General features: G+C 35.8%; 24 protein-coding genes and 1 riboswitch. Of the genes, 21 read left to right on the top strand and 3 right to left on the bottom strand.

The window, feature by feature from the left end; translation table 11 throughout:
- Nucleotides 1–12: 12 nt before the first annotated feature.
- Nucleotides 13–561, top strand: coding sequence for a restriction endonuclease subunit S (locus tag J4O15_RS09445; RefSeq protein ID WP_243762024.1), 549 nt, complete (start codon nucleotides 13–15; stop codon nucleotides 559–561).
- On the opposite strand, the gene J4O15_RS09440 is transcribed toward J4O15_RS09445, so the two are convergent.
- Nucleotides 558–1,130 (bottom strand): restriction endonuclease subunit S, encoded by a 573-nt coding sequence (locus tag J4O15_RS09440; protein WP_279546046.1) that lies wholly within the window; start codon nucleotides 1,128–1,130, stop codon nucleotides 558–560. The genes J4O15_RS09445 and J4O15_RS09440 overlap by 4 nt on opposite strands.
- 120 nt (nucleotides 1,131–1,250) lie before the next feature.
- On the opposite strand from J4O15_RS09440, the gene J4O15_RS09435 reads away from it, so the two are divergent.
- The 4 genes from J4O15_RS09435 to J4O15_RS09420 all read left to right on the top strand — a co-directional run bounded on the left by J4O15_RS09435 (nucleotide 1,251) and on the right by J4O15_RS09420 (nucleotide 7,568).
- Complete coding sequence (locus J4O15_RS09435) at nucleotides 1,251–4,400, top strand: type I restriction endonuclease subunit R (protein WP_208100574.1); 3,150 nt, start codon at nucleotides 1,251–1,253, stop codon at nucleotides 4,398–4,400.
- A gap of 95 nt (nucleotides 4,401–4,495) precedes the next feature.
- Nucleotides 4,496–4,591: riboswitch (SAM riboswitch) on the top strand.
- 61 nt (nucleotides 4,592–4,652) lie between these two features.
- A complete protein-coding gene (gene metK, locus J4O15_RS09430) occupies nucleotides 4,653–5,837 on the top strand; it encodes a methionine adenosyltransferase (RefSeq protein ID WP_208100573.1) in 1,185 nt (394 codons plus the stop codon).
- Nucleotides 5,837–6,868 (top strand): sensor histidine kinase, encoded by a 1,032-nt coding sequence (locus J4O15_RS09425; RefSeq protein WP_208100572.1) that lies wholly within the window; start codon nucleotides 5,837–5,839, stop codon nucleotides 6,866–6,868. The genes metK and J4O15_RS09425 overlap by 1 nt, the downstream gene beginning before the upstream one ends.
- A 10-nt stretch (nucleotides 6,869–6,878) precedes the next feature.
- Complete coding sequence (locus J4O15_RS09420; protein WP_009220840.1) at nucleotides 6,879–7,568, top strand: response regulator transcription factor; 690 nt, start codon at nucleotides 6,879–6,881, stop codon at nucleotides 7,566–7,568.
- Nucleotides 7,569–7,593: 25 nt separating this feature from the next.
- On the opposite strand, the gene J4O15_RS09415 is transcribed toward J4O15_RS09420, so the two are convergent.
- The gene (locus J4O15_RS09415; RefSeq protein WP_009220841.1) at nucleotides 7,594–7,896 is read right to left on the bottom strand and encodes an AzlD domain-containing protein; all 303 of its coding nucleotides are present in this window, start codon (nucleotides 7,894–7,896) and stop codon (nucleotides 7,594–7,596) included.
- On the bottom strand, nucleotides 7,889–8,611 hold the full coding sequence (locus J4O15_RS09410) for an AzlC family ABC transporter permease (RefSeq protein WP_009220842.1): 723 nt from the start codon (nucleotides 8,609–8,611) through the stop codon (nucleotides 7,889–7,891). Before J4O15_RS09410 ends, J4O15_RS09415 begins: the two co-directional genes overlap by 8 nt.
- Before the next feature lie 343 nt (nucleotides 8,612–8,954).
- Here J4O15_RS09410 and J4O15_RS09405 point away from each other — a divergent pair, with 343 nt between their 5' ends.
- From J4O15_RS09405 to J4O15_RS09330, 16 genes are all read left to right on the top strand, one after another.
- Nucleotides 8,955–9,314, top strand: coding sequence for an Asp23/Gls24 family envelope stress response protein (locus J4O15_RS09405; protein WP_009220843.1), 360 nt, complete (start codon nucleotides 8,955–8,957; stop codon nucleotides 9,312–9,314).
- A 12-nt stretch (nucleotides 9,315–9,326) separates the two neighbouring features.
- The gene (locus J4O15_RS09400) at nucleotides 9,327–10,979 is read left to right on the top strand and encodes a DAK2 domain-containing protein (RefSeq protein ID WP_009220844.1); all 1,653 of its coding nucleotides are present in this window, start codon (nucleotides 9,327–9,329) and stop codon (nucleotides 10,977–10,979) included.
- 69 nt (nucleotides 10,980–11,048) lie between these two features.
- Nucleotides 11,049–13,100, top strand: a complete 2,052-nt coding sequence (gene recG, locus J4O15_RS09395) for an ATP-dependent DNA helicase RecG (protein ID WP_208100571.1) — start codon at nucleotides 11,049–11,051, stop codon at nucleotides 13,098–13,100.
- A 10-nt stretch (nucleotides 13,101–13,110) separates the two neighbouring features.
- The gene (locus tag J4O15_RS09390; RefSeq protein WP_208100570.1) at nucleotides 13,111–14,673 is read left to right on the top strand and encodes a L,D-transpeptidase family protein; all 1,563 of its coding nucleotides are present in this window, start codon (nucleotides 13,111–13,113) and stop codon (nucleotides 14,671–14,673) included.
- Between the two features lie 10 nt (nucleotides 14,674–14,683).
- Nucleotides 14,684–15,238, top strand: a complete 555-nt coding sequence (gene rsmD / locus J4O15_RS09385; protein ID WP_208100569.1) for a 16S rRNA (guanine(966)-N(2))-methyltransferase RsmD — start codon at nucleotides 14,684–14,686, stop codon at nucleotides 15,236–15,238.
- Between the two features lie 2 nt (nucleotides 15,239–15,240).
- Nucleotides 15,241–15,744, top strand: a complete 504-nt coding sequence (coaD, locus tag J4O15_RS09380) for a pantetheine-phosphate adenylyltransferase (protein ID WP_208100568.1) — start codon at nucleotides 15,241–15,243, stop codon at nucleotides 15,742–15,744.
- Complete coding sequence (locus J4O15_RS09375; RefSeq protein ID WP_009220849.1) at nucleotides 15,737–16,402, top strand: hypothetical protein; 666 nt, start codon at nucleotides 15,737–15,739, stop codon at nucleotides 16,400–16,402. The genes coaD and J4O15_RS09375 overlap by 8 nt, the downstream gene beginning before the upstream one ends.
- 66 nt (nucleotides 16,403–16,468) lie before the next feature.
- The gene (locus J4O15_RS09370) at nucleotides 16,469–17,869 is read left to right on the top strand and encodes an RsmB/NOP family class I SAM-dependent RNA methyltransferase (RefSeq protein WP_208100567.1); all 1,401 of its coding nucleotides are present in this window, start codon (nucleotides 16,469–16,471) and stop codon (nucleotides 17,867–17,869) included.
- Nucleotides 17,869–18,588 carry a pseudouridine synthase gene (locus J4O15_RS09365; RefSeq protein WP_208100566.1) on the top strand — a complete coding sequence of 240 codons (720 nt, stop codon included), beginning with the start codon at nucleotides 17,869–17,871 and terminating at the stop codon, nucleotides 18,586–18,588. Before J4O15_RS09370 ends, J4O15_RS09365 begins: the two co-directional genes overlap by 1 nt.
- A complete protein-coding gene (locus J4O15_RS09360; RefSeq protein ID WP_208100565.1) occupies nucleotides 18,566–21,724 on the top strand; it encodes a DEAD/DEAH box helicase in 3,159 nt (1,052 codons plus the stop codon). Before J4O15_RS09365 ends, J4O15_RS09360 begins: the two co-directional genes overlap by 23 nt.
- A gap of 7 nt (nucleotides 21,725–21,731) precedes the next feature.
- Complete coding sequence (locus J4O15_RS09355) at nucleotides 21,732–22,376, top strand: HAD family hydrolase (RefSeq protein ID WP_009220853.1); 645 nt, start codon at nucleotides 21,732–21,734, stop codon at nucleotides 22,374–22,376.
- On the top strand, nucleotides 22,373–22,906 hold the full coding sequence (locus J4O15_RS09350) for a hypothetical protein (RefSeq protein ID WP_009220854.1): 534 nt from the start codon (nucleotides 22,373–22,375) through the stop codon (nucleotides 22,904–22,906). The genes J4O15_RS09355 and J4O15_RS09350 overlap by 4 nt, the downstream gene beginning before the upstream one ends.
- Nucleotides 22,906–23,922: an RluA family pseudouridine synthase gene (locus J4O15_RS09345; RefSeq protein WP_208100564.1), complete on the top strand. Its 1,017-nt coding sequence runs from the start codon at nucleotides 22,906–22,908 to the stop codon at nucleotides 23,920–23,922. The genes J4O15_RS09350 and J4O15_RS09345 overlap by 1 nt, the downstream gene beginning before the upstream one ends.
- Nucleotides 23,894–24,427, top strand: coding sequence for a Holliday junction resolvase RecU (locus J4O15_RS09340; protein WP_009220856.1), 534 nt, complete (start codon nucleotides 23,894–23,896; stop codon nucleotides 24,425–24,427). Before J4O15_RS09345 ends, J4O15_RS09340 begins: the two co-directional genes overlap by 29 nt.
- 26 nt (nucleotides 24,428–24,453) lie before the next feature.
- On the top strand, nucleotides 24,454–24,819 hold the full coding sequence (locus tag J4O15_RS09335; RefSeq protein WP_208100563.1) for a phosphoribosyl-AMP cyclohydrolase: 366 nt from the start codon (nucleotides 24,454–24,456) through the stop codon (nucleotides 24,817–24,819).
- A 2-nt stretch (nucleotides 24,820–24,821) separates the two neighbouring features.
- Nucleotides 24,822–26,423: a potassium/proton antiporter gene (locus J4O15_RS09330; RefSeq protein ID WP_208100562.1), complete on the top strand. Its 1,602-nt coding sequence runs from the start codon at nucleotides 24,822–24,824 to the stop codon at nucleotides 26,421–26,423.
- The last annotated feature ends 9 nt before the right edge of the window (nucleotides 26,424–26,432 follow it).

Raw genomic sequence — 26,432 nt, 5'->3', positions numbered from 1 at the left:
AGGAAAACGGTTATGGCTGAATGGCAGACAATTAGACTTGGTAAGATTGTTTTAACAAATCAAAGCACTTATTCTCCAAAAGAGGATTGGCAATTTGTAAACTACTTGGATACCGGAAATATTACAATGAATAAGATTGATGAAATACAGTATATCAACACTTCAATGGATAAGTTGCCAAGTAGAGCGAGAAGAAAAGTAAAATTGAATAGTATTATTTACTCAACTGTAAGACCAAACCAGTTGCACTATGGAATTATTAAAAAACAACCTGAGAATTTTTTAGTATCAACAGGATTTACGGTAATTGATGTTGATTTTGAGAAAGCAGTTCCTTATTACATTTATTATGCTTTGACGCAAAAGGAAGTCACAGAACATTTACAAGCGATTGCGGAACAGAGTGTGTCAGCTTATCCTTCTATTAAGCCTTCAGATATTGAAAATTTAGAACTGCTTCTTCCTGATAGAAAAACACAGGAAAAGATTGTAGCTGTTCTTAGTTCAATAGATGAGAAAATAAAACAAAATAATGAAATAAACAATAATTTAGTGGCTTAAAGGTCAAGGTAGGAAATATCCAGTTTGCCAGACATGAGCATTGGAAGCAAAGCATCTCTCGTATTAGAAAGCTTCAAGTTTTGAGCCTGATTTTCCCATATTGCTTCAAAAAGCGGGGTGATAGTATCTGTAAATAAAGTCATTTCCTCTTTTGTTGGCAGAATGATATCAGTTTTACGAAAATCAGGAACAGTTAGCTGTTGTTGTGTAGTGCCAGTCCCATGGATATGCATATTCTTCAACCAAAGATAAAGGTATTTCGCAGACAGCACATCCGTTTTTGGTATAAGGGTAATGAGGCGAACTATCGGCGTATATGGTATATGCCGTAAACAAACAAAGCCAATAGTACCTCTTGCAGAAACTGTAATACTTTCATCTTTGATTTTGCATTCATTGGTGAAACCATAAAGCCCATCATTGCTGATTCCGTTTGAATAAATGGGATACGGGCAGTTCTCAGTTTGAGTATCAGAAACAGTTTTTGGCTTGTCACCTCCTACTCCCATTAGTGATACCTCTCCCAATGTGGCTCTTGTCCAGCCATCAGGTAAGAACTTTTGTGTCAAGAATTGATTTCTAAATAATGTCTGCAACTGCTGTTCTAAATTATTGTTTATAATATGTCGTCAACCGAGAGACTGAATAAAAAAGAATTACATTAAAATAAATCTATAAAGGAGGAATTTATGCCGGGATTATACACCGAATCCGACTACGAAAACTCAATAATTGAATTATTTCAAAATAACTTGGGATACGAATACGCGTACGGTCCCGATATTGAAAGGGATTTTTATAATCCATTATATGAGGAAGTTTTGCTCGATTCTCTATATCGTTTGAATAGAGGTTTACCGGATGACGCTATTCAGGATGCCATGTTCAAACTTAAAAACTTTGAAAACGGTGAGCTTGTGCAGAAGAACTCTGTTTTCATGGACTATTTGCAAAATGGTATTCCGGTAAGATATTTTGTTAGCGGCGAGGAACGTTCTTCTATCGTTTATCTTGTTGACTATAAAAATCCCGAAAATAACTCTTTTGTCCTTGCTAATCAGTGGACTTTTATTGAGAATAGCAAAAAACGTCCTGATGTAGTTCTTTTTTTAAACGGCTTGCCGATCGTATTGGTTGAACTGAAATCTCCCTCTCGTGAAGAAACAGACGCATCCGAAGCGTATAGGCAACTTCGTAACTATATGCAGGAAATTCCTTCCATGTTTATTTATAATGCAATTTGTGTTATGAGCGATCAGTTGACATCAAAAGCCGGGACAATTACTTCAGGTGAAGACCGCTTCATGGAGTGGAAAACAAAAGATGGTAATTATGAGAATACTCAGTATGCTCAGTTTGATACTTTCTTTGAGGGTATATTCAAAAAAGAAAGATTACTTGATATTATCAAGAACTTTATTTGCTTTTCTAATGAGGGGATTAACACCTATAAAATTCTTGCCGGATACCATCAGTATTTTGCTGTAAGAAAAGCGGTTGAGTCAACAAAACACGCTACTGTTACTGACGGTAAAGGTGGTGTGTTTTGGCATACACAAGGAAGCGGCAAATCGCTTTCTATGGTTTTCTATGCTCATTTTTTACAGGAGGTATTAGATAGTCCGACTATTGTTGTACTCACCGATAGAAATGACCTTGACGACCAGCTTTATAGTCAGTTTGCAAAGTGCAAAGACTTTTTAAGGCAAGAACCGTTACAAGCAGAAAGTAGAGAGAATCTAAAAACTTTGCTTGCCGGAAGACAGGCAAACGGAATAATCTTTACTACGATGCAGAAATTTGAGGAATCGAATGAAGCCTTGTCTGAACGTCACAATATTATAGTTATGGCTGATGAAGCACATAGAGGACAATACGGACTTGCTGAAAAGATTAAGATTACAAAGAATGAAGATGGCAATGAAGTAGCAAAGCGAGTTATCGGTACAGCAAGAATTATTCGTAATACGCTCCCGAATGCTACATATATCGGATTTACAGGAACACCTATTTCATCAAAGGATCGCAGTACCCGTGAGGTTTTTGGTAATTATATTGACATCTATGATATGACACAAGCGGTTGAAGACGGAGCAACTCGCCCTGTGTATTATGAAAGCCGTGTTATTAAGCTAAATCTTGATGAAACTACTTTGAAATTAATTGATGCAGAGTATGATTTAATGGCTCTTAATGCAGATGAGGAAGTAATTGAGAAGAGCAAAAGAGAGCTTGGTCAGATGGAAGCAGTGCTTGGAAATGATAATACCATAAATTCGCTTGTTTGTGATATTCTTGACCACTATGAAAATAACAGAGAGAACCTGCTTACCGGTAAGGCGATGATTGTTGCATATTCTCGCCCTATTGCCATGAAAATTTATAAGAAAATATTGGAACTGCGCCCGACTTGGATTGAAAAAGTGGAAGTTGTTATGACTTCAGGGAACAACGACCCGGAAGAATGGCGACAGATTATCGGTAATAAGCACCATAAGAATGAACTTGCAAAGAAATTCAAAGATAACAACAGTGCTATGAAGATTGCTATTGTTGTTGATATGTGGTTGACGGGGTTTGATGTTCCTTCTCTTGCCACTATGTATGTTTATAAGCCTATGTCAGGGCACAATCTTATGCAGGCTATCGCTCGTGTAAACCGTGTATTTCGTGATAAAGAAGGCGGGCTTGTTGTTGACTATGTTGGAATTGCTACTGCTCTTAAGCAGGCAATGAATGACTATACTTCTCGTGATAAAAAGAACTATGGCGATACAGATGTTGCAAAGGTTGCATATCCGAAATTCTTGGAGAAATTATCAGTTTGCCGTGATAAGTTTCATGGATATGATTACACAAAGTTTATCAATGGTACAGACCTTGAAAGAGCAAAAACTATCAGCGGTGCTGTGAATTTTATCATAAGCAGAGAAAAAGTTGATGATAAAGATTCCTTCGTAAAAGAAGCCCTTATGCTTCATCAAGCCCTTTCTCTTTGTTCATCCTTAGTTGATGAAGATAATAGATTTGAAGCAGCGTTCTTTGAGGCTGTTCGAGTTCTTGTTTTAAGGCTTACCAATACCGGCGTTGGTAAAAAGATTTCCTTACCGGAAATGAATGCAAGAATAAATGAACTTTTAAAACAGAGTATTAAAAGTGATGGCGTAATAAATTTATTTTCCGACATCAAAGAGGAGTTTTCTTTGTTTGACCCAAAGTTTCTTCAGGAAGTCGCAAATATGAAAGAGAAGAACCTTGCAGTCGAACTGTTGAAAAAATTGATTGCAGAGCAAGTTTCGGTTTATCGTAGAACAAATATTGTAAAATCCGAAAAGTTCAGTGAGATTATGCAACGTGCTATCAATGCGTATCTTAACGGGATGCTGACCAATGAAGAAGTTATAGAAGAAATGTTAAAGTTGGCAAAACAGATTGCGGCAGATCAAAAAGAAGGTGATAAACTCGGGCTTACTGCTGACGAGCTTGCCTTCTATGATGCATTAACAAAGCCACAAGCAATCAAAGATTTTTATGAAAATGAAGAGTTGATTGCAATCACAAAAGAACTTGCGGATACTCTACGTAAGAATAAGACCATTGATTGGCAGGAGCGTGAGTCGGCAAGAGCTAAAATGCGTATGCTGATAAAAAAGCTTTTGAAAAAACATAAATATCCACCTGAAGGAATGGATGATGCCGTTCAGACTGTTATGACACAGTGCGAGCTTTGGACTGATAATTACAGCTTTGAAGAGAATCATAATGTTTTTACGTATACAAATAATACAGAACAAGATCTGCTAATGGTTGCTGAAGAAGACGTGAAATATGATACGTAAATCTTAGTATCAAAATTAAATATTTACATAACTATATGAAAATGGTATACTATGATTGTAACAAAATAAATTTGCCCATATGGGTATTATATATACACTTATTAAGAGTGACGGAGAGTTAAGGATCTGTGATGTCACGGCAACCCCTTTTAGGAAGGTGCCAACCTGAGCGAGAAATCGAGCAATGAGTGGAAGCCTTAGTCCACCAGTTGGTGGACTTTTTTAGATATAAGTGTAAAAGATAGGAGAGAAATGAAAGAGAGAAGATTTTTTACTTCAGAGTCAGTTACTGAGGGACATCCTGATAAGATGTGCGATCAGATATCGGATGCAATATTGGATGCTTATTTAAGCAAGGACCCGAATTCCAGAGTGGCTTGTGAGACAGCGACAACTACAGGAATGGTGATTGTAATGGGAGAGATTTCATCAAAGGCAACTGTGGATATACAAAAAATTGTCAGAGAAACTGTCAGAGAAATCGGATATGACAGAGCAAAATACGGCTTTGACTGTGATACTTGCAGTGTGCTTGTAGCACTGGATGAACAGTCAAGCGATATTGCAATGGGTGTTGATAAGGCTCTTGAATCAAGAGAGCATATTGATAAGGATGATGAGGACAATGGTGCGGGAGACCAGGGACTTATGTTCGGGTATGCTACCGATGAAACAGAGGAATTTATGCCATATCCGATATATCTTGCACATAATCTGGCAAAAAGACTTACACAGGTAAGAAAGGACGGAACCTTAAATTATCTGAGACCTGACGGAAAAACTCAGGTTACTGTAGAGTATGATGAGGAGGGCAAACCTGTAAGAATAGATACAGTGGTATTTTCCACACAGCATGATGAGGATGTGGAGCAGCAGCAGATACATACAGATATAAAGAAATATGTATTTGATGAAATTATTCCTCAGGATATGGTGGATGAGAATACAAAGTATTTTATAAATCCTACAGGCAGATTTGTTATAGGCGGACCTCATGGAGATGCAGGACTTACAGGAAGAAAAATAATAGTTGACACTTATGGCGGCTATGCAAGACATGGCGGTGGAGCATTTTCAGGTAAGGACAGCACTAAGGTTGACAGATCGGCAGCATATGCAGCCAGATATGTTGCAAAAAATATTGTGGCTGCGGGACTTGCAAAAAAATGTGAGATACAGCTTTCCTATGCTATAGGTGTAGCACATCCTACTTCTATTGCAGTCGATACATTCGGAACAGGCAAGATAAGTGATGGTGAAATAGTTGAGCTTGTAAGAAAGCATTTTGATCTCAGACCTACTGCAATTATAAAAATGCTTGATCTTAGAAAACCTATATTCAAGCAGACAGCCGCATACGGTCATTTCGGAAGAGATGATTTGAATCTTCCATGGGAAAAACTTGACAAGGTGGAAGAACTTAAGAAGGCTATCTGATGAAAATAGGCTCAGGTTTATTTTCTATATTTTGCCTGATAATAATTATACCTTCGATACTCCTTATATACAGTATGAATTATGATACCACCGGCAATATAGGTATATGGCTTACCATTTTGGTGGCAATTATAGATATAGTGGCAATTGTGATGTGGATTTGGATTTATAAAAGAATACTTATTCCGCTGGATAAATTACAAATTGCTACAAAAAAGATTGCCGATGGAGATTTGGACTATAAACTGGACGAAAAAGATTTTTCGGAAATTCCTTTTTTATATACCGATTTTGAAAGAATGAGAATAAAATTAAAGGAAGATGAAGAAGAAAAAAGACTTTCTGAGGACTCAACCAGAGAGATGGTAAGTAATATTTCGCATGATTTAAAGACACCGCTGACAGCTATAAGAGGTTATGTGGAAGGAATACTTGACGGAGTTGCCGCATCACCGCAAAAGGTACATGAGTATTTGAATACAATATATAATAAGACTAATGATATGACAACATTGATTGATGAATTACTTTACTATTCACAGGTGGCTGAAAAGGGGGTCAGCTATAATTTTGAAAAAATCAATGTTAAAAATTTCTTTGATGAGTATGTAAAGGATTTGTGTTCGGAACTTGAAACAATAAAGATAAAATTAGTATATATAGTCAATGTGGGTTCCTATACAATGATAGATATTGACAGGGAACAGATAAAGCGTGCCTTGAATAATATAATTGCAAATGCGGTAAAATATATGGATAAGGCGAATCCGGAAATACATTTTAGAATTAGAGAGAGGGTTGATGCTATAGATATAGAAATCTCGGACAATGGCAGAGGTATAGAAGAAAAAGACCTGCCACATATTTTTGAGAGATTTTATAGAAGTGATGTATCAAGAAACAGTAAGCCCGGAGGCAGCGGAATAGGCCTCTCGATTGTAAAAAAGGTGATAGAAAATCATGAAGGAAGCATTGTTGCCATGTCAAAGCCCGGCATTGGAACCGATATATGCATAGAGTTAAAGAAGTAGGAGATATAAAATGGGCAAAGTTCTTATAATAGAAGATGAAGTAAGCATAGCCGAGCTGGAAAGAGATTATTTGGAGATATCCGGCTTTGAGGTTGATATTTCAACTAATGGTAAAGAAGGACTTGAAAGAGCATTGAGTGAAGATTATGAGCTTTTACTATTGGATTTAATGTTGCCCGGAATGGATGGATATGAGATATGCAAGCAGGTAAGAGCTGTAAAAGAAATTCCTATAATTATGGTCAGTGCAAAAAAGAATGATATCGATAAGATAAGAGGTCTGGGGTTGGGTGCGGATGATTATATGACCAAACCTTTTTCACCAAGTGAGCTTGTAGCCAGAGTAAAGGCTCATATCGGAAGATATGACAGGCTTGCCGGAGTTGCGGCATCAGATAAGGATATTATTGAAATAAGGGATTTAAAGATAGATGCCGGTTCCAGAAGAGTATGGGGATACGGCAATGAAAAGACATTGACTGCAAAGGAATTTGATATACTGTATTTTCTTGCAAAACATCCAAACAAGGTATATTCAAAGGAAGATTTATTTAAGGAGGTATGGGGGCTGGAATCGATGGGAGATATCTCAACAGTTACCGTACATATCAAAAATATAAGAGAAAAAATAGAACTTGACAGTTCAAAACCTCAATTTATAGAAACTATCTGGGGTGTAGGATACAGGTTAAGAGGCTAAGAAACAGGGCTGGTTGGCCCTGTTTTTATGCAATAAAATATTCAATAACAAACACAAGGATACAGCATAAAAGAGCTACTTTAAAAAGATTTGCGCCACACCATGCGGCAACTATACCTGCAATAAAGCTTATCATTGCGGCTGTCTTTGACATTGTGGCATTTAATATCGCAGGGAAGGTCATTACAGATAGAGTCACATATGGAACATAATATAAAAATGATCTTATAAAAATGTTTTTTATCCTTTTTCTTATAATTGTAAGAGGTAAGACTCTTATCATATAGGTTACTGTAAACATTATAAAAATATAAATCCATTTATTCATCGGCTACTCCGTTCTTTAAAGGAAAGAATATTGCTCCCAAAGCAGATATTATAACAGTTAAAAGTATTGTCTTTATTCCCTCCGATATATGGAAAAAATCAAAGGAGAATATATAGCTGAGTGCAAAGCTTATAATGACAAGCGAAAGTATTATCCTATCTGATTTTGCGGCAGGAACTATTATAGCAATAAACATACCGTAAAGTGCCACACTGAATGCCGAGACCAATCGAATCGGTAATACATTACCTGCTATGGCGCCAAAGAAGGTACCAAAAGACCATGCAGGTGAGGCAACAAGCATTACTCCGAATGTGTAGTATGGATTTATATCGCCCGGTCTTGCAATGGATACGGCAAAAACCTCGTCAGTCAGCATATGTGCAATGATAAATATATGGTGAAGCGGGGTGTCTTTTTTTATTCTCTGACTCATTGCAATGCTCATTAAAAGATATCTCGCATTGGCTATAAATGTAATAACGGCTATCTCTATATATGATGAAGATATGGCAATCATTGAAAAGCCTGCGTATTCTCCTGCTGATGCATTGTTTAAAAAACTTGCAACAAGACCTTGAAACGGTGATAATCCTGATTTTGTAGCCATTATACCAAGTGAAAAAGATACTGCAAAATACCCCATTGCAATAGGTATTCCGTCTGTTATTCCAAGAAAGAAAATATTTTTATTTTTGCTAAACTTGTATTCCATAAACAACCTTCTAAAAAATGATGTTTCTATTGTACTACAAAAAATAAATTGTTGGACAAAAATTTTAAACAGGTAAGAAATATAAATTTAAAAACATAAAGAGGTAATACCTTGAAAAACTGTCAAATTATCCTATAACAGTTTATCAAGCCTAAAAGCTTGCATTGTCTTTATATCAAAAAAGTGTTATTATTAAGTATCTTAGATATGTTATGAATAAAATATGGCAGATTTAGGAAGTATTAGAATTTTATAAAACTACGAAAAATATGTATTCTTTCATAGTTAGGGTGGCTAAGCCACATATAAAGTCTGCGGACGATAAAAATGATTGGAGGGTCATATGAACAAAGGTCAAATCAATACAAATCTCGGTCAAATAAGTATAAATCCGGATGTGATAGCATTCTATGTCGGAATGCAGGCAGTTGAATGTTTCGGTATAGTGGGTATGGCGGCAGTTTCTGTGACAGATGGAATCTCAAGGCTTTTGAAGAGAGAAAGTCTGACAAAGGGTATCAGTGTAAAAATAGAGGATAATAAGTTACTATTGGATTTCCATATCATAGTTGCGTATGGACTGAGTATCAGTGCGGTAACTCAAAATTTGATAGACACTATTAAATACAAGGCGGAGAATTTTACCGGAATGGAAGTAAAGAAAATAAATATATTCGTAGAAGGTGTACGAATAATAGACTAAGGAGGATTTTTTGTGAATCTAGAGCAGATTGATGCACAATCACTAAAGAGTGCTTTTATAACCGGAGCCAAAAGTTTGGAAGCTAAAAAGGAATGGATAAATGAACTTAATGTATTCCCTGTTCCTGACGGTGACACCGGTACAAATATGACAATGACTATAATGTCGGCAGCCAAGAGTTTGGCAGCTGAGGAAAGTGATGATATTGCAACTTTATGTAAGGCTATAGCACAGGGCTCACTTCGAGGTGCCAGAGGAAACTCGGGTGTTATATTGTCACAGCTTTTTAGAGGAGCTGCAAAGATTTTAAAAGAAGCGGCGGTTATAGATGTTTTTGAGATTGCCCTGGCTTTTGATAATGCAAGTGAGACGGCATATAAGGCTGTAATGAAACCTAAAGAAGGTACAATACTTACAGTAGCAAGAGCAATGGGAGAAAAGGCTCTGGAAATACATGATGAATATGATGATATCATTTCATTTTTAGAGGCCGTACTTGCATATGGTGATGAGACATTACAAAAAACACCTGAAATGTTGCCTGTACTTAAGAAAGCCGGAGTTGTAGACTCGGGCGGTCAGGGACTTATGGTTATATTGCATGGTATTCTTGAAGGACTTAAGGGCAATGTGATAGAACTTGGAGATGTGGTACTCTCCACCAAGTCATCCTCTGCAAACGGTGCCGCAAGGGAGGATATTGATACAGCGGATATCAAGTTCGGGTATTGTACTGAATTTATTGTAAACCTTAATAAGGAGTTTACAGATAAGGATGAGGAAGAGTTTAAAGAGTTTTTAACTTCAATAGGCGATTCACTTGTATGTGTAGCCGATGATGAAGTTGTAAAGATTCATGTACATACAAATGATCCCGGGCTTGCAATACAAAGAGGATTAAGCTTTGGAGAGCTTACAAATCTAAAGATTGACAATATGCGTGAAGAGCATAGAGAAAGAGTTATAAAGGGTGTGGACCAAATCCTTGAATCCCAAAATCAGAAAAAGAAAATGGGAGTTATAAGTGTGAGTGCGGGAAGCGGACTTACCTCCATTTTTAAAGATATCGGTGTGGATGTAGTGGTGGAAGGCGGTCAGACCATGAATCCGAGTACCGAGGATATATTAAATGCTGTTGAGCACTTAAATGCCGAGACCATATATATCCTGCCGAATAATAAAAATATTATACTGGCAGCGGAACAGGCATCAAAGATTGTAGAGAATAAAAAAGTGGTAGTAATACCTACAAAGACCATCCCTCAGGGAATTACCGCAATGATAAGCCTTTCTGAGGAGAGAAGTGCAGAAGAAAATGTGGAAAATGCCATAGAAGAGATAGCAAATGTAAAAACTGCACAGATTACCTATGCTGTAAGAAATACAACTATTGATGATGTGGAGATACATGAAAATGATGTTATGGCATTGGGAGACAATGGAATAATAGGAGTGGATAAGAGCATCGACTCGGCTGTAGAGAAGGCATTAAACAGTATGATTGACGATACAAGTGAGCTTGTATGCCTTTACTATGGTGATGAAGTAAATGAAGACGATGCCACAAGATTATGTGATGAATTATCAGCTAAATATAAGAATGTAGAATTTGAGCTGCATAACGGCGGACAGCCGGTATATTATTATTTCATATCTGTAGAATAAGTAATTTTATAACTAGGTCATCAAATCATTGATTTGATGACCTAGTTAAAACTTTGTCAGGAGGTAGATTTGACGGAGATATCTGTAAAAAATATAAAAGGTGTAGGAGAAAAAACAGCACAATATTTGGAAAAATTAGATATAAGAACCATAAAGGGGCTGTTAAAACACTATCCTGTAAGATATCTGGAATATAAAGCTCCTACAAAGATTTCTGAAGTAAATAAAGATGAAGAGGCTGTTATAAAGGCGACCATTGTAAAAAATATATCGTTTACAGGTCAAAACAGAAAAATATCTACAACAAAGATTACAGATTATATCGATGTAATAGATGTTATATGGTATAACTCCCCCTATTTGAGGGCAACAATAAAACAGGGAGAAAGTTATGTTTTTGTGGGGAAGTTTTCAAAAAGAAGTAAAAGCACCTTGGAACATCCGATTATTTATACATTGGATGAATATGAAAAAAAGATTGGAAGCTTTAAACCGGTATATGCACTTACAGCCGGTATAAATAATAATGCAATGGAAAAGCTTATAAAATCAGGCCTTGAATATATAGATGAGGATGATTTTGCCGAGTATTTACCTGCGTTTGTATTAGAAAAGTTTTCTTTAGAGAGTAGATTAAATTCAATAAAAAATATTCATAATCCGTTAAATACTTCCTGTCTTTTTGAATCAAAAAAAAGATTGGCATTTGACGATTTTTTCAGATTTCTATATGGAGTTAAGCTTCTTAAAAATAAAAGACTTAAAGTAAAATCAAAAAATATAGTAGCAAAAAGTACAGAGTATTTAGAGGAAATAAAATCTGTTCTTCCTTTCAAATTGACAAGCTCCCAGGATAGAGTAGTAGATGAAATATTAGATGATATGTCAAGCGGTATAGTGACAAACAGACTCGTGCAGGGAGATGTAGGCTCGGGAAAGACTGTAATAGCTTTGATAAGTCTTTATATGGCTGTAAAATCCGGTTTTCAGGGTGTTGTTATGGTGCCTACCGAGGTTTTGGCAAAGCAGCATTTTAAATCAATGTCGGGATTTTTAAACAGATTGAAATCTCCTCCAAGAATCGGCATTTTGACAGGCTCTATGACAAAAAAAGAGCATTTGCTGATGTATGAAAAAATAGAAAGCAGAGAAATAGATATTCTTATAGGTACACATGCCCTGTTGGTAGAAAATGTAAAGTTTAAAAATCTTGGGCTTGTGGTAACGGATGAGCAGCATCGCTTCGGTGTAAGGCAAAGAACTACTCTTTCCGATAAGGGAGAGAATGTACATGTGCTTGTTATGTCAGCCACACCGATTCCAAGGACACTTGCAATTATACTGTACGGAGATTTGGATATCTCAACTATAGAGTCAAAGCCTATGGGAAGATTGCCTGTAAAAAATGCGGTAATTACAGAAAATGACAGAGAAAAAGCCTATAGACATATTTTACTGGAAATAAAAAAAGGTCATCAGGCTTATATAATATGTCCGATGGTGGAAGAGAGTGAAAATATAGAGGCTGAAAATGTACTGGACTACGGTAAGAAAATAGCAGATAAATTTTCACAAAATTGTAAGGTGGAAGTGTTGCATGGACGAATGCAACAGAAAGAAAAAGATGATATAATGTCTCGGTATGTAAATAAAGAGATAGATATTTTAGTATCTACAACAGTGATTGAAGTAGGTGTGGATGTACCGAATGCGACTGTAATCATGGTTGAAAATGCAGAGAGATTCGGACTTGCAACTTTGCATCAGCTTAGAGGGCGTGTAGGCAGAAGCGAACTTCAATCATATGCCATCTTTGTCAGGACATCAAGTTCAAATATAGCAAAAAAAAGATTGGAAATAATCGGAAATTCAAATGACGGATTTTACATCGCATCAAGAGATTTGGTTTTACGAGGTCCCGGAGAACTCTTCGGTTTGGCACAAAGCGGTGAGCCTGATTTTGGAATTGCGGATATATATAATGATAATGATATATTTGAGATGGCAAAAGAAGCTGTAGATATGATACAATGTGAAGATATAGGGTATGAAGAGAATGAAAAGCTTGAGAGGGAAATAAATAACTACATGGATTTACATTATAAAAAGTTAGCACTTTGATAGGAGTAGTATGTCTGAGAATAAGCAACAACCAAAAAAAAGAGGTAAGAAGGAAAAGAAAAGAAGTAAGTTTACTCTGGGTTTTGCAGTAATAACATTAGCAGTATTGGCAGGTGCATATACGGTAAAGGCAAATACTTACAGAACAAAATTTTTTCCAAACACGGTAATAAACGGTATAGATGCCTCTGAGAAAACTGTTGAAGAGGTTAGACAGGTAATGTCCGACCAGATAGATAATTTTGAGAGTACCATACAGTCAAGAGATAATAATTCGGAGATAATAAAGGGAAGTGATGTAGGACTTGCCTTTATACAGGACAGTTCCCTTGAAGATTTATTGCATGAGCAAAACAGTATGGCATGGATCACAAATATGAATGAAATAAAGGATTTAAAGATAAATTCATCATTCACTGTGGATCCTGAAAAATTTGATGAGGCTGTTTCAAAACTGAAAGCATTGGATGAGTCCAAGTTTATTCAGCCCGTAGATGCCAAGATTTCCGATTTTGTACAGGGCTCAGGGTATTCCATTATACCTGAGGTGGAAGGAAATGCTATTGATATCGGTAAGGCAAAGGAGTATATAAAGAATCAGCTCGTTGTTTTAAATAGTGAGATAAATCTTGATTATCAGGATAATGATTTATATTTAAGACCTGAAAAAAGAGCTGATGATCCTACACTTAATCTTGCATTATCAAATCTGAATAAATATATATCCGCAAGGATTACCTATGAAAAACTGAATGTATTAAATGGTGATACCATACATAAATGGCTCACTGTAAATGCCGACGGTTCTGTAAGTATATCTGATGAGGGAGTCGCATCATTTGTAAAAACGATATCAAATGCCTACAATACAGTAGGAAAAGCAAAGACTCTAAAGACCTCATACGGTCCGACAGTAACTATCAGCGGAGGTTCATACGGATGGAAAGTCGATGCTGAAAAAGAGAAAGCAACCATTAAATCACTTATAGAAGCGGGCGAGACCACAAAGAGAGAGCCTGAGTTTTCAAGAAAAGCGGCTTCACATGGAGAAAATGATTATGGAAATTCATATGTGGAGGTAAATTTATCCACACAGCATATGATTTTGATTAAAAACGGCTCAAAGGTACTTGAGAGTGATTTTGTATCAGGGAATGTCGCAAGAAACTGGACTACTCCGGCAGGAGTGTTTCCGCTTACATATAAAACAAGGAATGCAACTCTAAAGGGTGAGGGATATTCAACACCGGTAGATTACTGGATGCCTTTTAACGGAGGTATCGGTTTTCATGATGCACCATGGAGAGCGGCTTTTGGAGGACAGATATATAAAACGGCAGGCTCACATGGCTGTATAAATCTTCCGCCTGCCGTAGCAAAACAATTATACGAATATATTGATTCGGGATTCCCGGTACTATGCTATAATCTTAGTGCAGCTGTTACTCCACCACCTGAGGAGAGTTCCTCAGCTGCTGAAACAACAAGCGCAGCTACCGAGGAAACGGTAGAGCCTATAGGGGGAGATACACAGCCGGGAGACTCAAGAACCGACGTAGAAATAGAGCAGTAATAGGAGAGTAATGAGAGTTATTTCAGGAACTGCAAGAAGCTTGATTTTAAAAACACCTAAAGGAACTTCTACAAGGCCGACCACGGATAAAATCAAGGAGACATTGTTTAATATGATTTCAAATGAAATATATGACAGTGTTTTTCTTGATTTATTTGCGGGGAGCGGCGGAATAGGAATAGAGGCTTTAAGCAGAGGCGCAAGAGAGGCTTACTTTTGTGATATAGACAGAGAGGCTATACAATGTATAAGGCAAAATCTGGAACATACAAAGCTTGCGGATAAGGCTACTGTATTAAAGGGAAGTTTTGAAGCGAATTTGGAGAAGCTTAAGAGTCTTGGAAAGAAATTTGATATTGTTTTTATTGACCCACCATATCAAAAGGGATTTGAGGATAAATGTTTAGATATTTTAATAAATTCTGCATTGATTGATGAGTATACATTGGTTATAATTGAGGAAGAATTTAAGACTGATACGACACATTTATCAAAGGATTGGAATATAAAAAAGGTAAAAGAGTATAAGTCTAACAAACATATTTTTATGCATAAGCGAGGTTGACTATGTCAAAAGCGATTTACCCTGGAAGTTTTGATCCGATTACTAATGGACATATTGATATAATTGAGAGATCTGCTAAAATATTTGACAAGGTTATAGTGGGAGTACTTGTTAACTATACAAAGGATCCGCTGTTTTCACCTGCTGAAAGGGTGGAGATGATAAAGGGTGTAGTAGGTCATTTGCCAAATGTGGAGGTCTTGGAATTTGGCGGTTTATTGGTGGATTTTGCACATGAGCAAAATTGTAATATCTTGGTTAGAGGACTTAGAGTAATAACTGATTTTGAATATGAGTTACAATTGGCTCAGACCAATAAAATAATCTCACCGGATATAGAGACTGTTTTCTTAAGTTCAAGCTTGAAATACTCATATCTGAGTTCAAGTATTGTAAAAGAAATTGCAATATACAATGGTGATATCAGCCATTTTGTAAGAGATGATATTAGAGAAAAGGTTATAAAAAGGCTGGATGAAAAAGGGTTGAGGAGAAATAATGAGTAGGATAGAACAGGTAATCACAGAGATAGAAGAGTTCGTAGAGAGGTGTAAAACGGTTGCACTGTCCAATTCAATAATAAAAGTAAATAAAGAAGAATTTATAGCATTGTTAAATGAATTAAGACAGGAGATACCTGAAGAGGTTACACAGTCACAAAAAATTATCAGTAATAAAGACAGCATTTTGACAGATGCCAAGAATAAGGCTGAAAAGACTATTTTAGATGCAAATTTTCAAAGCAATTCCATAAAGGATGAAGCAAAAAGAAAGGCTGATGCCATTGTTTTGAGCGCAAAAAAAGAGTCGGATGCTATAATGATTGAGGCGAACAAGCTTAAGTCGCAGCTTGTAAATGAAAATCAGATTATGCAGACCGCTTATGCGGAATCGGATAAGATAATTGAGTTTGCCAGAATGGAGGCAAATAATATAGTATATGATGCAAGAAATGAGGCAAACAATATCAGGCAGGCATCCATAACATATACTGACGAATTGCTTCAAAGCATTCAGGAGATAATTTCAGGAACTATGGTGGACAGTCAAAACAGATTTAATCAGTATTTGACTTCATTGCAATTTTACACAGGAGAGATCGATAAGAATAGACAGGAACTTGCAACCAGTATTGTTCCGGCAGATCCGAATACACAGGAATAATTATAGGGCTGTTGCATGCAACAAGCCCTTTTTTGCGTAATAAGACATATTTAGATTGAGGTATATATGATACAGGAAAAAGATTTACCACATGCATATAAAGATGCAATGAAAGATCTTTTAAAAGAAGATTATGATGCATATATAAAGTCTTTAGAAAAAAAGCCTTATTCAGGTATAAGAACAAATCTACTTAAACTTACTCCTGAAAGGCTGAAGGAAATTCTTGATAGAGATTTTAAGAAAGTGCCTTGGGTAAATGAGGGATTTTATTTTGAAGAAGAAAAGGGAGTACTTAGTAGCCCAACGCTTAGTGAAAATCCGAAGATAAAAAGCATATCAAAAAATCCCTATTATTTTGCCGGACTTTATTATATACAGGAGCCTTCAGCTATGACACCGGCAATGGCGGCAGGTATTGTGCCGGGAGATAAGGTGCTTGATCTTTGTGCGGCACCGGGAGGGAAGTCTACACAGGCAGCTTCATATCTGATGGGAGAGGGACTTTTGGTATCAAATGATTTCTCGGCATCCAGAGTTAAGGCATTGCAAAAAAATATAGAAGTAAGCGGTATCGACAATGTGCTGATAACAAATGAAGATCCAAAAAATCTATCAAAAGTATATATTGAATATTTTGATAAGATAATAGTAGATGCACCATGTTCGGGTGAGGGAATGTTTAGGCGTGACAGTGCCGTATTTAAGGCATATCTTGGCAGAGGTCCTGAATTTTTTACCGGATTGCAGGTGAGTATACTTACCGAGGCTGCAAAAATGTTAAAGCCGGGAGGAACCTTGATATATTCCACCTGTACCTATTCAAAAGTGGAGGATGAAGGAAGCCTGTTGCAGTTTTTAGAAAGTCATAAGGAATTTAAAATAGATAAAATAGCACCGGATTTTGGTTTTGAAGAGTCAAAGGAATTGCCGGGAACAATAAGGCTTTTCCCACATAAAATAGAGGGAGAAGGGCATTTTGTAGCAAGGCTGAAAAAAGATATAAAACCTGCAGAAGAAAGTAAAAACAAGCATAAGAAGAAAAATAAAAAGATAAAACTGCCTGATGAACTTGTGGAGTTTCTCGGTAAAATAAAGCGTGAGTGGGATTTTGAGAGAATTTTTATCAATAAGGATTATGCATATTATTTGCCAAAGGATGCCTTGATTGATAAGAGTCTGCATTATATAAGAACAGGTCTCTTGCTTGGAGAAATAAAAAAGAACAGATTTGAGCCTTTTCAGGCGCTTGCCATGAATATAAAGTTTGATGAATGGGAAAATCCTTTAAACTTAAGTGCCACGGATGAGAGGGTGATTAAATATTTAAAGGGAGAAACTATAGAGGCTGATGATGAATACAGCGGAATCAGACTTGTATGTTTGGACGGATTTTCACTTGGCTTTGTAAAACAGAATAAAAGAATTTGTAAAAATAAGTATTATCAAGGCTGGAGATGGATGTAATGATTGTCAGGGTTGATAAAATTCTTTCCGAACTTGGGTTTGGGAGTCGACAGGAAATAAAAAAATATGTCAAAGCGGGCAAAATAAGAATAAATGACAGGACAGTTAAAAAGGCGGAAGAGAAAATAAACAGTGAAAATGATATTATATATTTTGACGGCAAAGAGATAGAGGTGGAAGAATTTGAAACCTATATACTGTATAAACCTGCCGGATATGTATGTGCCACAAAGGATAATGTACATAGGACCGTTATGGAACTTATCGATTCAAAAAGAAAGAATATCGTGCCTGTGGGTAGACTTGATCTTGATACCGAGGGCATACTGATACTGACTAATGACGGGGACTTAAATCATAGACTGGTTTCTCCGGCATCACATGTAGATAAAAGCTATTATGCTGTTTTTGACGGAAAGCTTGACAGCAATGCAATAGAAATGACACAGGCGGGACTTGATATAGGTGAGGGAGAGTTTTCAAAACCCGCCAAACTGAAAATTTTATCTGAAAATGAAATACTGCTTACAATACATGAGGGTAAATTTCATCAGGTAAAAAGAATGGTAAAAGCTTTGGGTGGAGAGGTGACTTATTTAAAAAGAGTTGCCTTTGGAGGATTAAAGCTTGATGATTTAAAACTTGAAAAGGGTGAGAGCAGAAAAATAACCGGAGATGAGATGGAGATGCTGATTGATGATGGGAAAAAACACAAATAATATATTAGATGCATGGATTATGGTGGAACATCTTTCAGAAGGTGATATAAGTCTGAAGGATAAAAAGAATCTGCGATTGGATGATTTGGCGAATAAAGATTTTTACGGCTTTTTTAGTTCAATTATAGCAGGAAACGATTTAAAAAAATATAAGAACGGCGGTTTTGTTGTCTATCTGGATATATTTGCCTTTAGCGAGGTGGTGGATTTTCTCAGAAAAACCTATGGAATAGAAAAGACTGACAGTGATATCAATTACGGAGATAAGTTCAGCTTTGCACTATATTTTGATAAGGCTATGAACTATATAGGTGACAGTTTCTTTTTCACTGCAAGTGCATATATGAGATATTTTAAAAAAGTACCTACCGAATCGGAGTTTCATAAATTTGAACAGGATTTAAAAGAGGAATTTGATCAAAGGTTTGACGCAAGTGAAGAAAATCCGGATAAATTTAATAAGGCGCTGGATAGTATTTTAACTAAATACGGTATTGATATTTTAAATTGCAGGATGCAAATACTTTATAATACAGATACTGATGCGACCAATTTACATTCATTTTTTGTGGATGATCTGATAAAAGCCAAGAGAATGAATAATAAAAATCTTAATGATTATCTTTTCGGCAAGGATATAGACGATAGGATCAATCTTGACAGTAAAACAGATTCACAAAACTTTAATCCTGAGATATTTAAAAAGATACTAAGACCTTTAAACTATCCTCTTGGAAGATTTCCAAGCAAAACGGAGTTTGCACTTTCATTTATGCAGCAGGTGGCAGTTAATCTGACCATCGGATATGACAATAATCAAATGAGAAGCGTGAACGGACCTCCGGGTACAGGAAAAACCACGCTTTTAAAAGATATATTTGCCGAACTGCTTATAAAGCAGGCAAATAACATATGTAATCTGACGGACAAAAATATAAAGGGAAATGATAAAACAAGATATTATGATAAGGCTTCTATAGGCGAGCTTCCGGATAATATTGCGGTAAATAATATACTGGTAACAAGCTCCAATAACGGTGCCGTCCAAAATATTGTAAATGAATTACCTTTGATAGAGGGCATTGATAAAGATATATTGCCTGAACTTGAGCAAATAGACTATTTTAAGGCTTTGGCAAATAACAATATAAAGGAAAATTGGACTAAAAAAGACGGCAAGGCTAAAAGAGAACTTATTGTAGAAGAAACCGGAGACGAAAAGTTTTGGGGATTGTTTTCACTTGAGGGCGGTAAATCCGATAATATGACAAATATTCTAAACAGAATAGAATGTATTTGTACATACCTTGAAAATGAATATAAGCCTGATACCGGTGTATATGACAGATATAAAGCCCAATATGGAAAGCTTGTAAAACTTAGAAATGATGCTGAAAGTATCAGTGATAATTTTGACTCTTATTTTAATGCAAAGGCGGAGTTTGATAAAGTATGTAAGATTTTATCAGATGAAGATGAAATGCGAAAAAACGATGTAGAGGATGTAAAAAATAAAGTTGAGGAGTCAATAAAGGCAAAAATAATTAAATTAGATGAGCTGTCTGGAGAGTTTAGCCGCATTAAAGAGCAAAGACAGGAGTTGGCAATAAGTATTTCAAATCAAAAAATGCTCTTTGAGGCAAAACAGAATCAAAAGGCGGGATTTTTTGATAAACTGTTTAATACAAGCAGGAATAAAGCCATTGCAAATGAATTAAATATTTTGCAGGATAAATTACAAGCCTTATTTGATGAGGATGAGCTTTATCGTAAAGCCGAAAACAATTTGCAGGATAAAATAAATGAACTGAAAAATTATATAGACTTTGAGAGAAAAGAGGCTGAAGATGAGAATGAAAAATATCAAAATTGGAAGCGAAATCTTGAAAATAAAAAAGAACAAAATAAAACAATTATAGAATCATTTGAAAAGGATAAAAGCTTATGTAACAGGGCTCTTGATATGAATCTTGAATATGAAAAGCTGCAAATGTCAAATCCATGGTTTGATGAAAACTATAGAATTGAGCAATCAAGGCTTTTTATATCCTCACTTGCCCTTAGAAAGCAATTTTTATATGAAAACAGAAAGAATATAAAAGCTGCCGTAAATATATGGAAAACGCAGAATAAATATCTTGAAAACAAGAGGGTAATAAATGCGGCATGGAACTGGATAAATTTCACCATTCCGGTTATCAGCTCCACATTTGCAAGCTTTTCAAGGATGTTAAAAAATATTGATGAAAATATACTTGGACATACCTTTGTGGATGAGGCGGGGCAGGCACTTCCGCAGGCGGCAATAGGTGCTGTATTCAGAAGCAGAAATATTATGGTGGTGGGAGATCCTTTCCAGATAAAGCCTGTACTGACACTTGACGGCGGACTTTTAGCCCTGCTTTCAAAAAGCTATGATGTCAGTGAAAAATATCTCTCGGAATCCGCTTCAGTACAGACATTGGTGGATGCTGCGAGCCGATACGGCTTTTATACAGAAGGTGAAGAGGATTCATGGATAGGCATTCCGCTTTGGGTACACAGGCGCTGCTTCTATCCTATGTTTAGCATATCAAATGAAATCTCTTATCAAAATCTTATGGTACAGGGAAATAAAGGCTATGGAAAGACCGGATGGTATGATATAGGCGGCAAAGCTGTAGACAAGTATGTGGAGGAGCAGGGGGATTTTCTTCTCAGTAAAATAAAGAAAATGCTGGAATTAAATCCTAAAATAAATGACAGAAATGAGAGCGACACTATTTACATAATTTCTCCTTTTAAAAATGTTGCCTATAGACTGGCAGTAAAACTTGATAAGTTAGGTTTTACAAGAAGGGAAAATTCAAAGCCTACAAATATCGGAACCATCCACACCTTCCAGGGCAAGGAAGCCCCTATTGTATTTATGGTGCTTGGTTCCGACAATAACAGTAAAGGTGCTGCGGCATGGGCAGTGAATGAGGCGAATATGATGAATGTGGCGGCAACCAGAGCTAAAAAGGAATTTTATATAATAGGAGAGCGAAAGCTTTATACGGGATTGGGAAGTGAAGTGATAAACAAGGTAAACCGGGTTATATCGGAATATTCCAAAGAACATCCCGAACTGATTGATGAAAATATAGATATATAGGTAGTATATGATAAAAAATATTGAAGCATGCATATTTGATTTGGACGGTACATTGGTGGATTCTATGTGGATGTGGCCGGAGATAGATATAGAATATCTGGGGAGACTTGGGATTAAATATGATGATAATTTAAAAAATGAAATAGATGGAATAAGCTTCCATGAAACTGCGGTTTATTTTAAAAATAAATTTGATATAGTCGACAGTGTAGAAAAAATCTGTCAGGATTGGGAAGATATGGCACTTGATAAATATAAATACGAGGTCAAGGAAAAGCCCGGCTGTTCAAGCTTTTTGGAATTTTTAAAATCAAAGGGCATAAGAATGGGTATTGCAACCAGCAATAACAGAACAATGGTGGATGCGGTACTTAAATCTTTGAATATAAAGGATTATTTTGAAGTAATTATTACTTCCGATGAAGTAAAAAAGGGTAAACCTGCACCGGATATTTATTTAAAAACGGCAGATTTACTTGGAGTTGTTCCTGAAAAATGTCTGGTATTTGAGGATGTGGTTGCGGGCATAATTGCAGGCAAATCGGCAGGTATGAAAGTATGTGCCATAGAGGATGATTTTTCAAAAGAAGTAAGACATAAAAAGAAGGAATTGTCAGATTACTATATAGATGACTACAGGGAATTATTATGATAAAGAAAAAGGGCGAGTACGGGTATAGAAAATATTTTAAGATAAAAAACGCAATAATAATAGGATTTTTTATTTTGATTATCCTCTTGCTTTTTATAGCTTCAAAAAATACAAAGGAAGATATTTCAAGGATACTTTTGGTATCCTCCATACTGACGGTACTTCCTATGGCAAATCTTTTAGCTCCTTTTTTGGTAGTCTTTAAGTATAAATCATTTGAGTATGAAAAGATAAAGAAATTTTTGGGAGATAAACATTTTTTATTTGATATAATCCTTACTATGAAGGAGCAGGTGATGCCTTTGGATATTATATATATCGACGGCAAAAAGATATTTGCACTGCTTTCAAATAAGGCGGATAAAAACAGAACTGAGGAATTTATCAAAGAAAGGATGAAAATAGGCGGTATAAATGTAATGGTAAAGGTCTGTGATAACTTTAATGAAATAAATAAATTTATTAAAAACACAGAGAATGATGAAGATTTGGAAGAGATAAGGGCAATCTTTAAAAGCCTTTCGGTATAATGATTGAGATAATTGTAGGAAAAAATGAAGACGGACAGAGACTTGAGAGAGTACTGGAGAAGATATTTGTAAATGCAAATGCCGGTTTTATTTTTAAAATGCTTAGAAAAAAGAATATAACATTGAATGATAAAAAGGCTGACGGTAAGGAAAGACTGGTAGCAGGTTCAAGCATCAAGCTTTGGTTTTCGGATGAAAGTTTTGAGAAACTATCGGGAAAAAAGGTGGAAAACACAAAGGTAAAAAATAATTGTACAGATAAAAAGAATGTAGAAAAGTTTAATTCCTATATAGTATATGAGGATGATAACACCATTATTTTAAATAAACCGGAAGGTATCTTATCACAAAAATCAAATATAAAGGATGCATCAATTAATGATATGTTGCTTGAATATCTTGATTTTGATGATTCTGTTTTAAATACATTTAAACCCTCTATTTGCAACAGACTTGACAGAAATACCACAGGATTATTGGTATGCGGCAAAAGTCTGGAAGGTTTAAGGGTAAATAATGAGCTTATAAAAACAAAAGCCGTGGATAAATTTTATTTGGCATTGGTAAAGGGATATATAAAAGAGAAATGTTTAATATCAGGCTGGCTTTATAAGGATGAAAGTTCAAATAAGGTTATTATAAAAAACAAGGCTTTTAAAGCCGCGGATTTTATACAGACGGAATATGAGATTTTGGATTATTTTGAGAATAACACCTTGCTGTCGGTAAAGCTTATAACAGGTAAGACTCATCAGATAAGAGCACATTTATCATCAATATCACATCCTATAATAGGAGATTTTAAATATGGAGATAAGGCTGTGAATGAGGAATTTAAAAAAAGATATGGTATAAAATCTCAGCTTTTACATTCATACCGACTGGTTTATCCGGATACAGATATATCCGATACGGATACCTTTAAGGCACTTAGGGGAAAAGTATTTCAAGCGGATTATAATAATGATTTCAGAAAGGTAATAGGTGATGGGTACTTGGAAAACCAGAGGACTTAGGGGCTCTACATTGGAAGAGTATATAAACTATTCCAATGAAAAATACAGAGAAACCGGGCTTGCACTTATCCAAAAGATACCTACCCCTATTACTCCCATTGATATAGACAAAAGCACAAGACATATCACACTTGCTTATTTTGAAAAAAAATCTACGGTTGATTATATCGGTGTGGTACAGGGGATACCTGTATGCTTTGATGCAAAAGAATGTGCAAGTACAAGTTTTTCACTCTCAAATGTGCATGAACACCAGTTTAGGTTTATGACGGAGTTTGAAAAACAGGGAGGTATTGCCTTTTTGATTATATTTTTTAAGTCACTTGATAAGATAATCTATCTGCCTTTAAAAGATTTAAAAGTGTTTTTTGAAAGAATGAAAGCAGGTGGTAGAAAGAGTTTTAAATTTGAAGAACTTAATGAGGAATATCTGGTACCAAAAAAAGGAGATATTATAGTGCATTATTTGGAATGCCTAAGCTTATATCTTAGTAGTGAGCAGTGATTAAAAATAGATGATAGGAGACAGTAATGAAACATAATGATGCAAGGATTTATAATGGTAAAACAAATTTTGAGTGGAAGGACTTAAAACTTAACAGCGACGGATTACTTCCCGTTATAGTACAGGATTATGTAGACAGTTCCGTACTTATGTATACCTATATGAATGAGGAGGCTTGGAATAAAACTCTGACAAGCGGGCTTTTAACCTACTACTGCACAGATAAAGGCAGGTCATCGGTACAGGGAGAAAAGAGCGGAAATTTTCAATATATAAGGGAATTATTCCTGAATTTTGAAAATAATGCCGTTTTGGTAAAGGTGTATGCTGTTGGACCTACCTGCTCTGAGAGTGAAAAAAGCTGCTTTTTTAGAGCAATAGAGGAAATATAGATATGAATCATATACTTCTTCTTGTTTCAGCTATTATTTTGCTCTGCATAATGCTGAATTTTATATCAAGTAAAATAGGTGTACCCATGCTTTTGGCATTTATTTTGCTTGGAATGGTATTCGGTTCCGACGGTATTTTTAAAATAAAATTTGACGATTTTAAACAGGCGGAAACTATATGCTCCTTTGCACTTATTTTTATAATGTTTTACGGAGGTTTCGGAACAAATATAAAAGAAGCGAAACCGGTGCTTTTAAAGGCGGGACTTTTATCAAGTGTAGGAGTAGTACTTACATCAATATTTGTTGCGGCATTTGCATATTTTATTTTAAAATTTTCATGGATGAACAGTATATTGATAGGAGCTGTAATTTCGTCAACAGATGCTGCCAGCGTGTTTTCAATACTCAGAGACAGACATTTGAATCTTAAGTATAATACCGCATCTATTTTAGAGGTGGAAAGCGGAAGTAATGATCCTTTTGCATATATGCTTACAATGATAGCTATAAGTATGATAGCGGGAAGTATTACCCCTGTCGGTATTTTAAGTATGCTGTTTTTACAACTCTTTGTAGGAATATTATCGGGAATAGTTATTGCTTATATTTTCAGATATGTGATAAACAGATTTATTATACATACTCCGGGATTTACCATGGTTTTGGTGATTGCAGTGGCACTTCTTTCTTATTCGCTCTCAAATACTTTGGGAGGAAACGGATATCTGAGTGTGTACATTACAGGCATTATACTGGGTAATTCGGATATAAGAGGGAAAAAAGAACTGGTTCCTTTCTTTGACGGAATCACAGGAATTATGCAAATCCTGATTTTTTTCTTACTTGGACTTATAGCATATCCTTCAAGACTTTTATATGTGGCGAGAACGGGATTTATTCTGGCATGCTTTATAACATTTATAGTAAGACCTGTGGCTATCAGCCTTATTATGAAGCCTTTTAAGGCAACATGGAATCAGATATTTTTGGTTTCCTGGGCAGGATTTAGAGGCGCATCATCCATTGTTTTTGCAATAACGGCATTATTAAATACAGAAGCAAATTATGATATATTCAATAATGTGTTTTTTATTGTTCTTTTCTCAATATTATTACAGGGAAGCCTGCTTCCGTTTATTGCCAAAAGGATAGATATGATTGATGAGGGTTATGATGTAATGAAAACCTTCTCTGATTACAGCGGAGATGAAATTCCGATAGAGTTTATACAACTTACAGTGGGTGAAAATCAAAACTGGTGTCAAAAAAGCATCAGTGATATAAATCTCCCACCGAATACCCTGATTGTTTTGGTCAAAAAAGAGGGTGAGGATATTGTGCCGAACGGTCAGACTGTACTTGAATGTGGTGATACTATAGTACTTGCGGCAAAGTCTATTGACTTTGAGGAATATTATAATATGACTGAAATAGTTTTGACCGAAAAGATGCTCTCAAAAGGCTCCACTCTTTCAGAACTTTCCGGTGAGCTTGACGGTCTTGTTATGCTTATAATAAGAGGTGACGAATTTATTATTCCAAATGGAGATACCGCTTTACTTGTGGGTGATACATTGGTTTTAAATAATGGACCTATATAAAAAAACGCC

This window comes from Lachnoanaerobaculum sp. Marseille-Q4761 (assembly GCF_017565785.1).
GTDB lineage: Bacteria > Bacillota > Clostridia > Lachnospirales > Lachnospiraceae > Lachnoanaerobaculum.
This window is presented reverse-complemented; position numbering and strand designations above follow the sequence as displayed.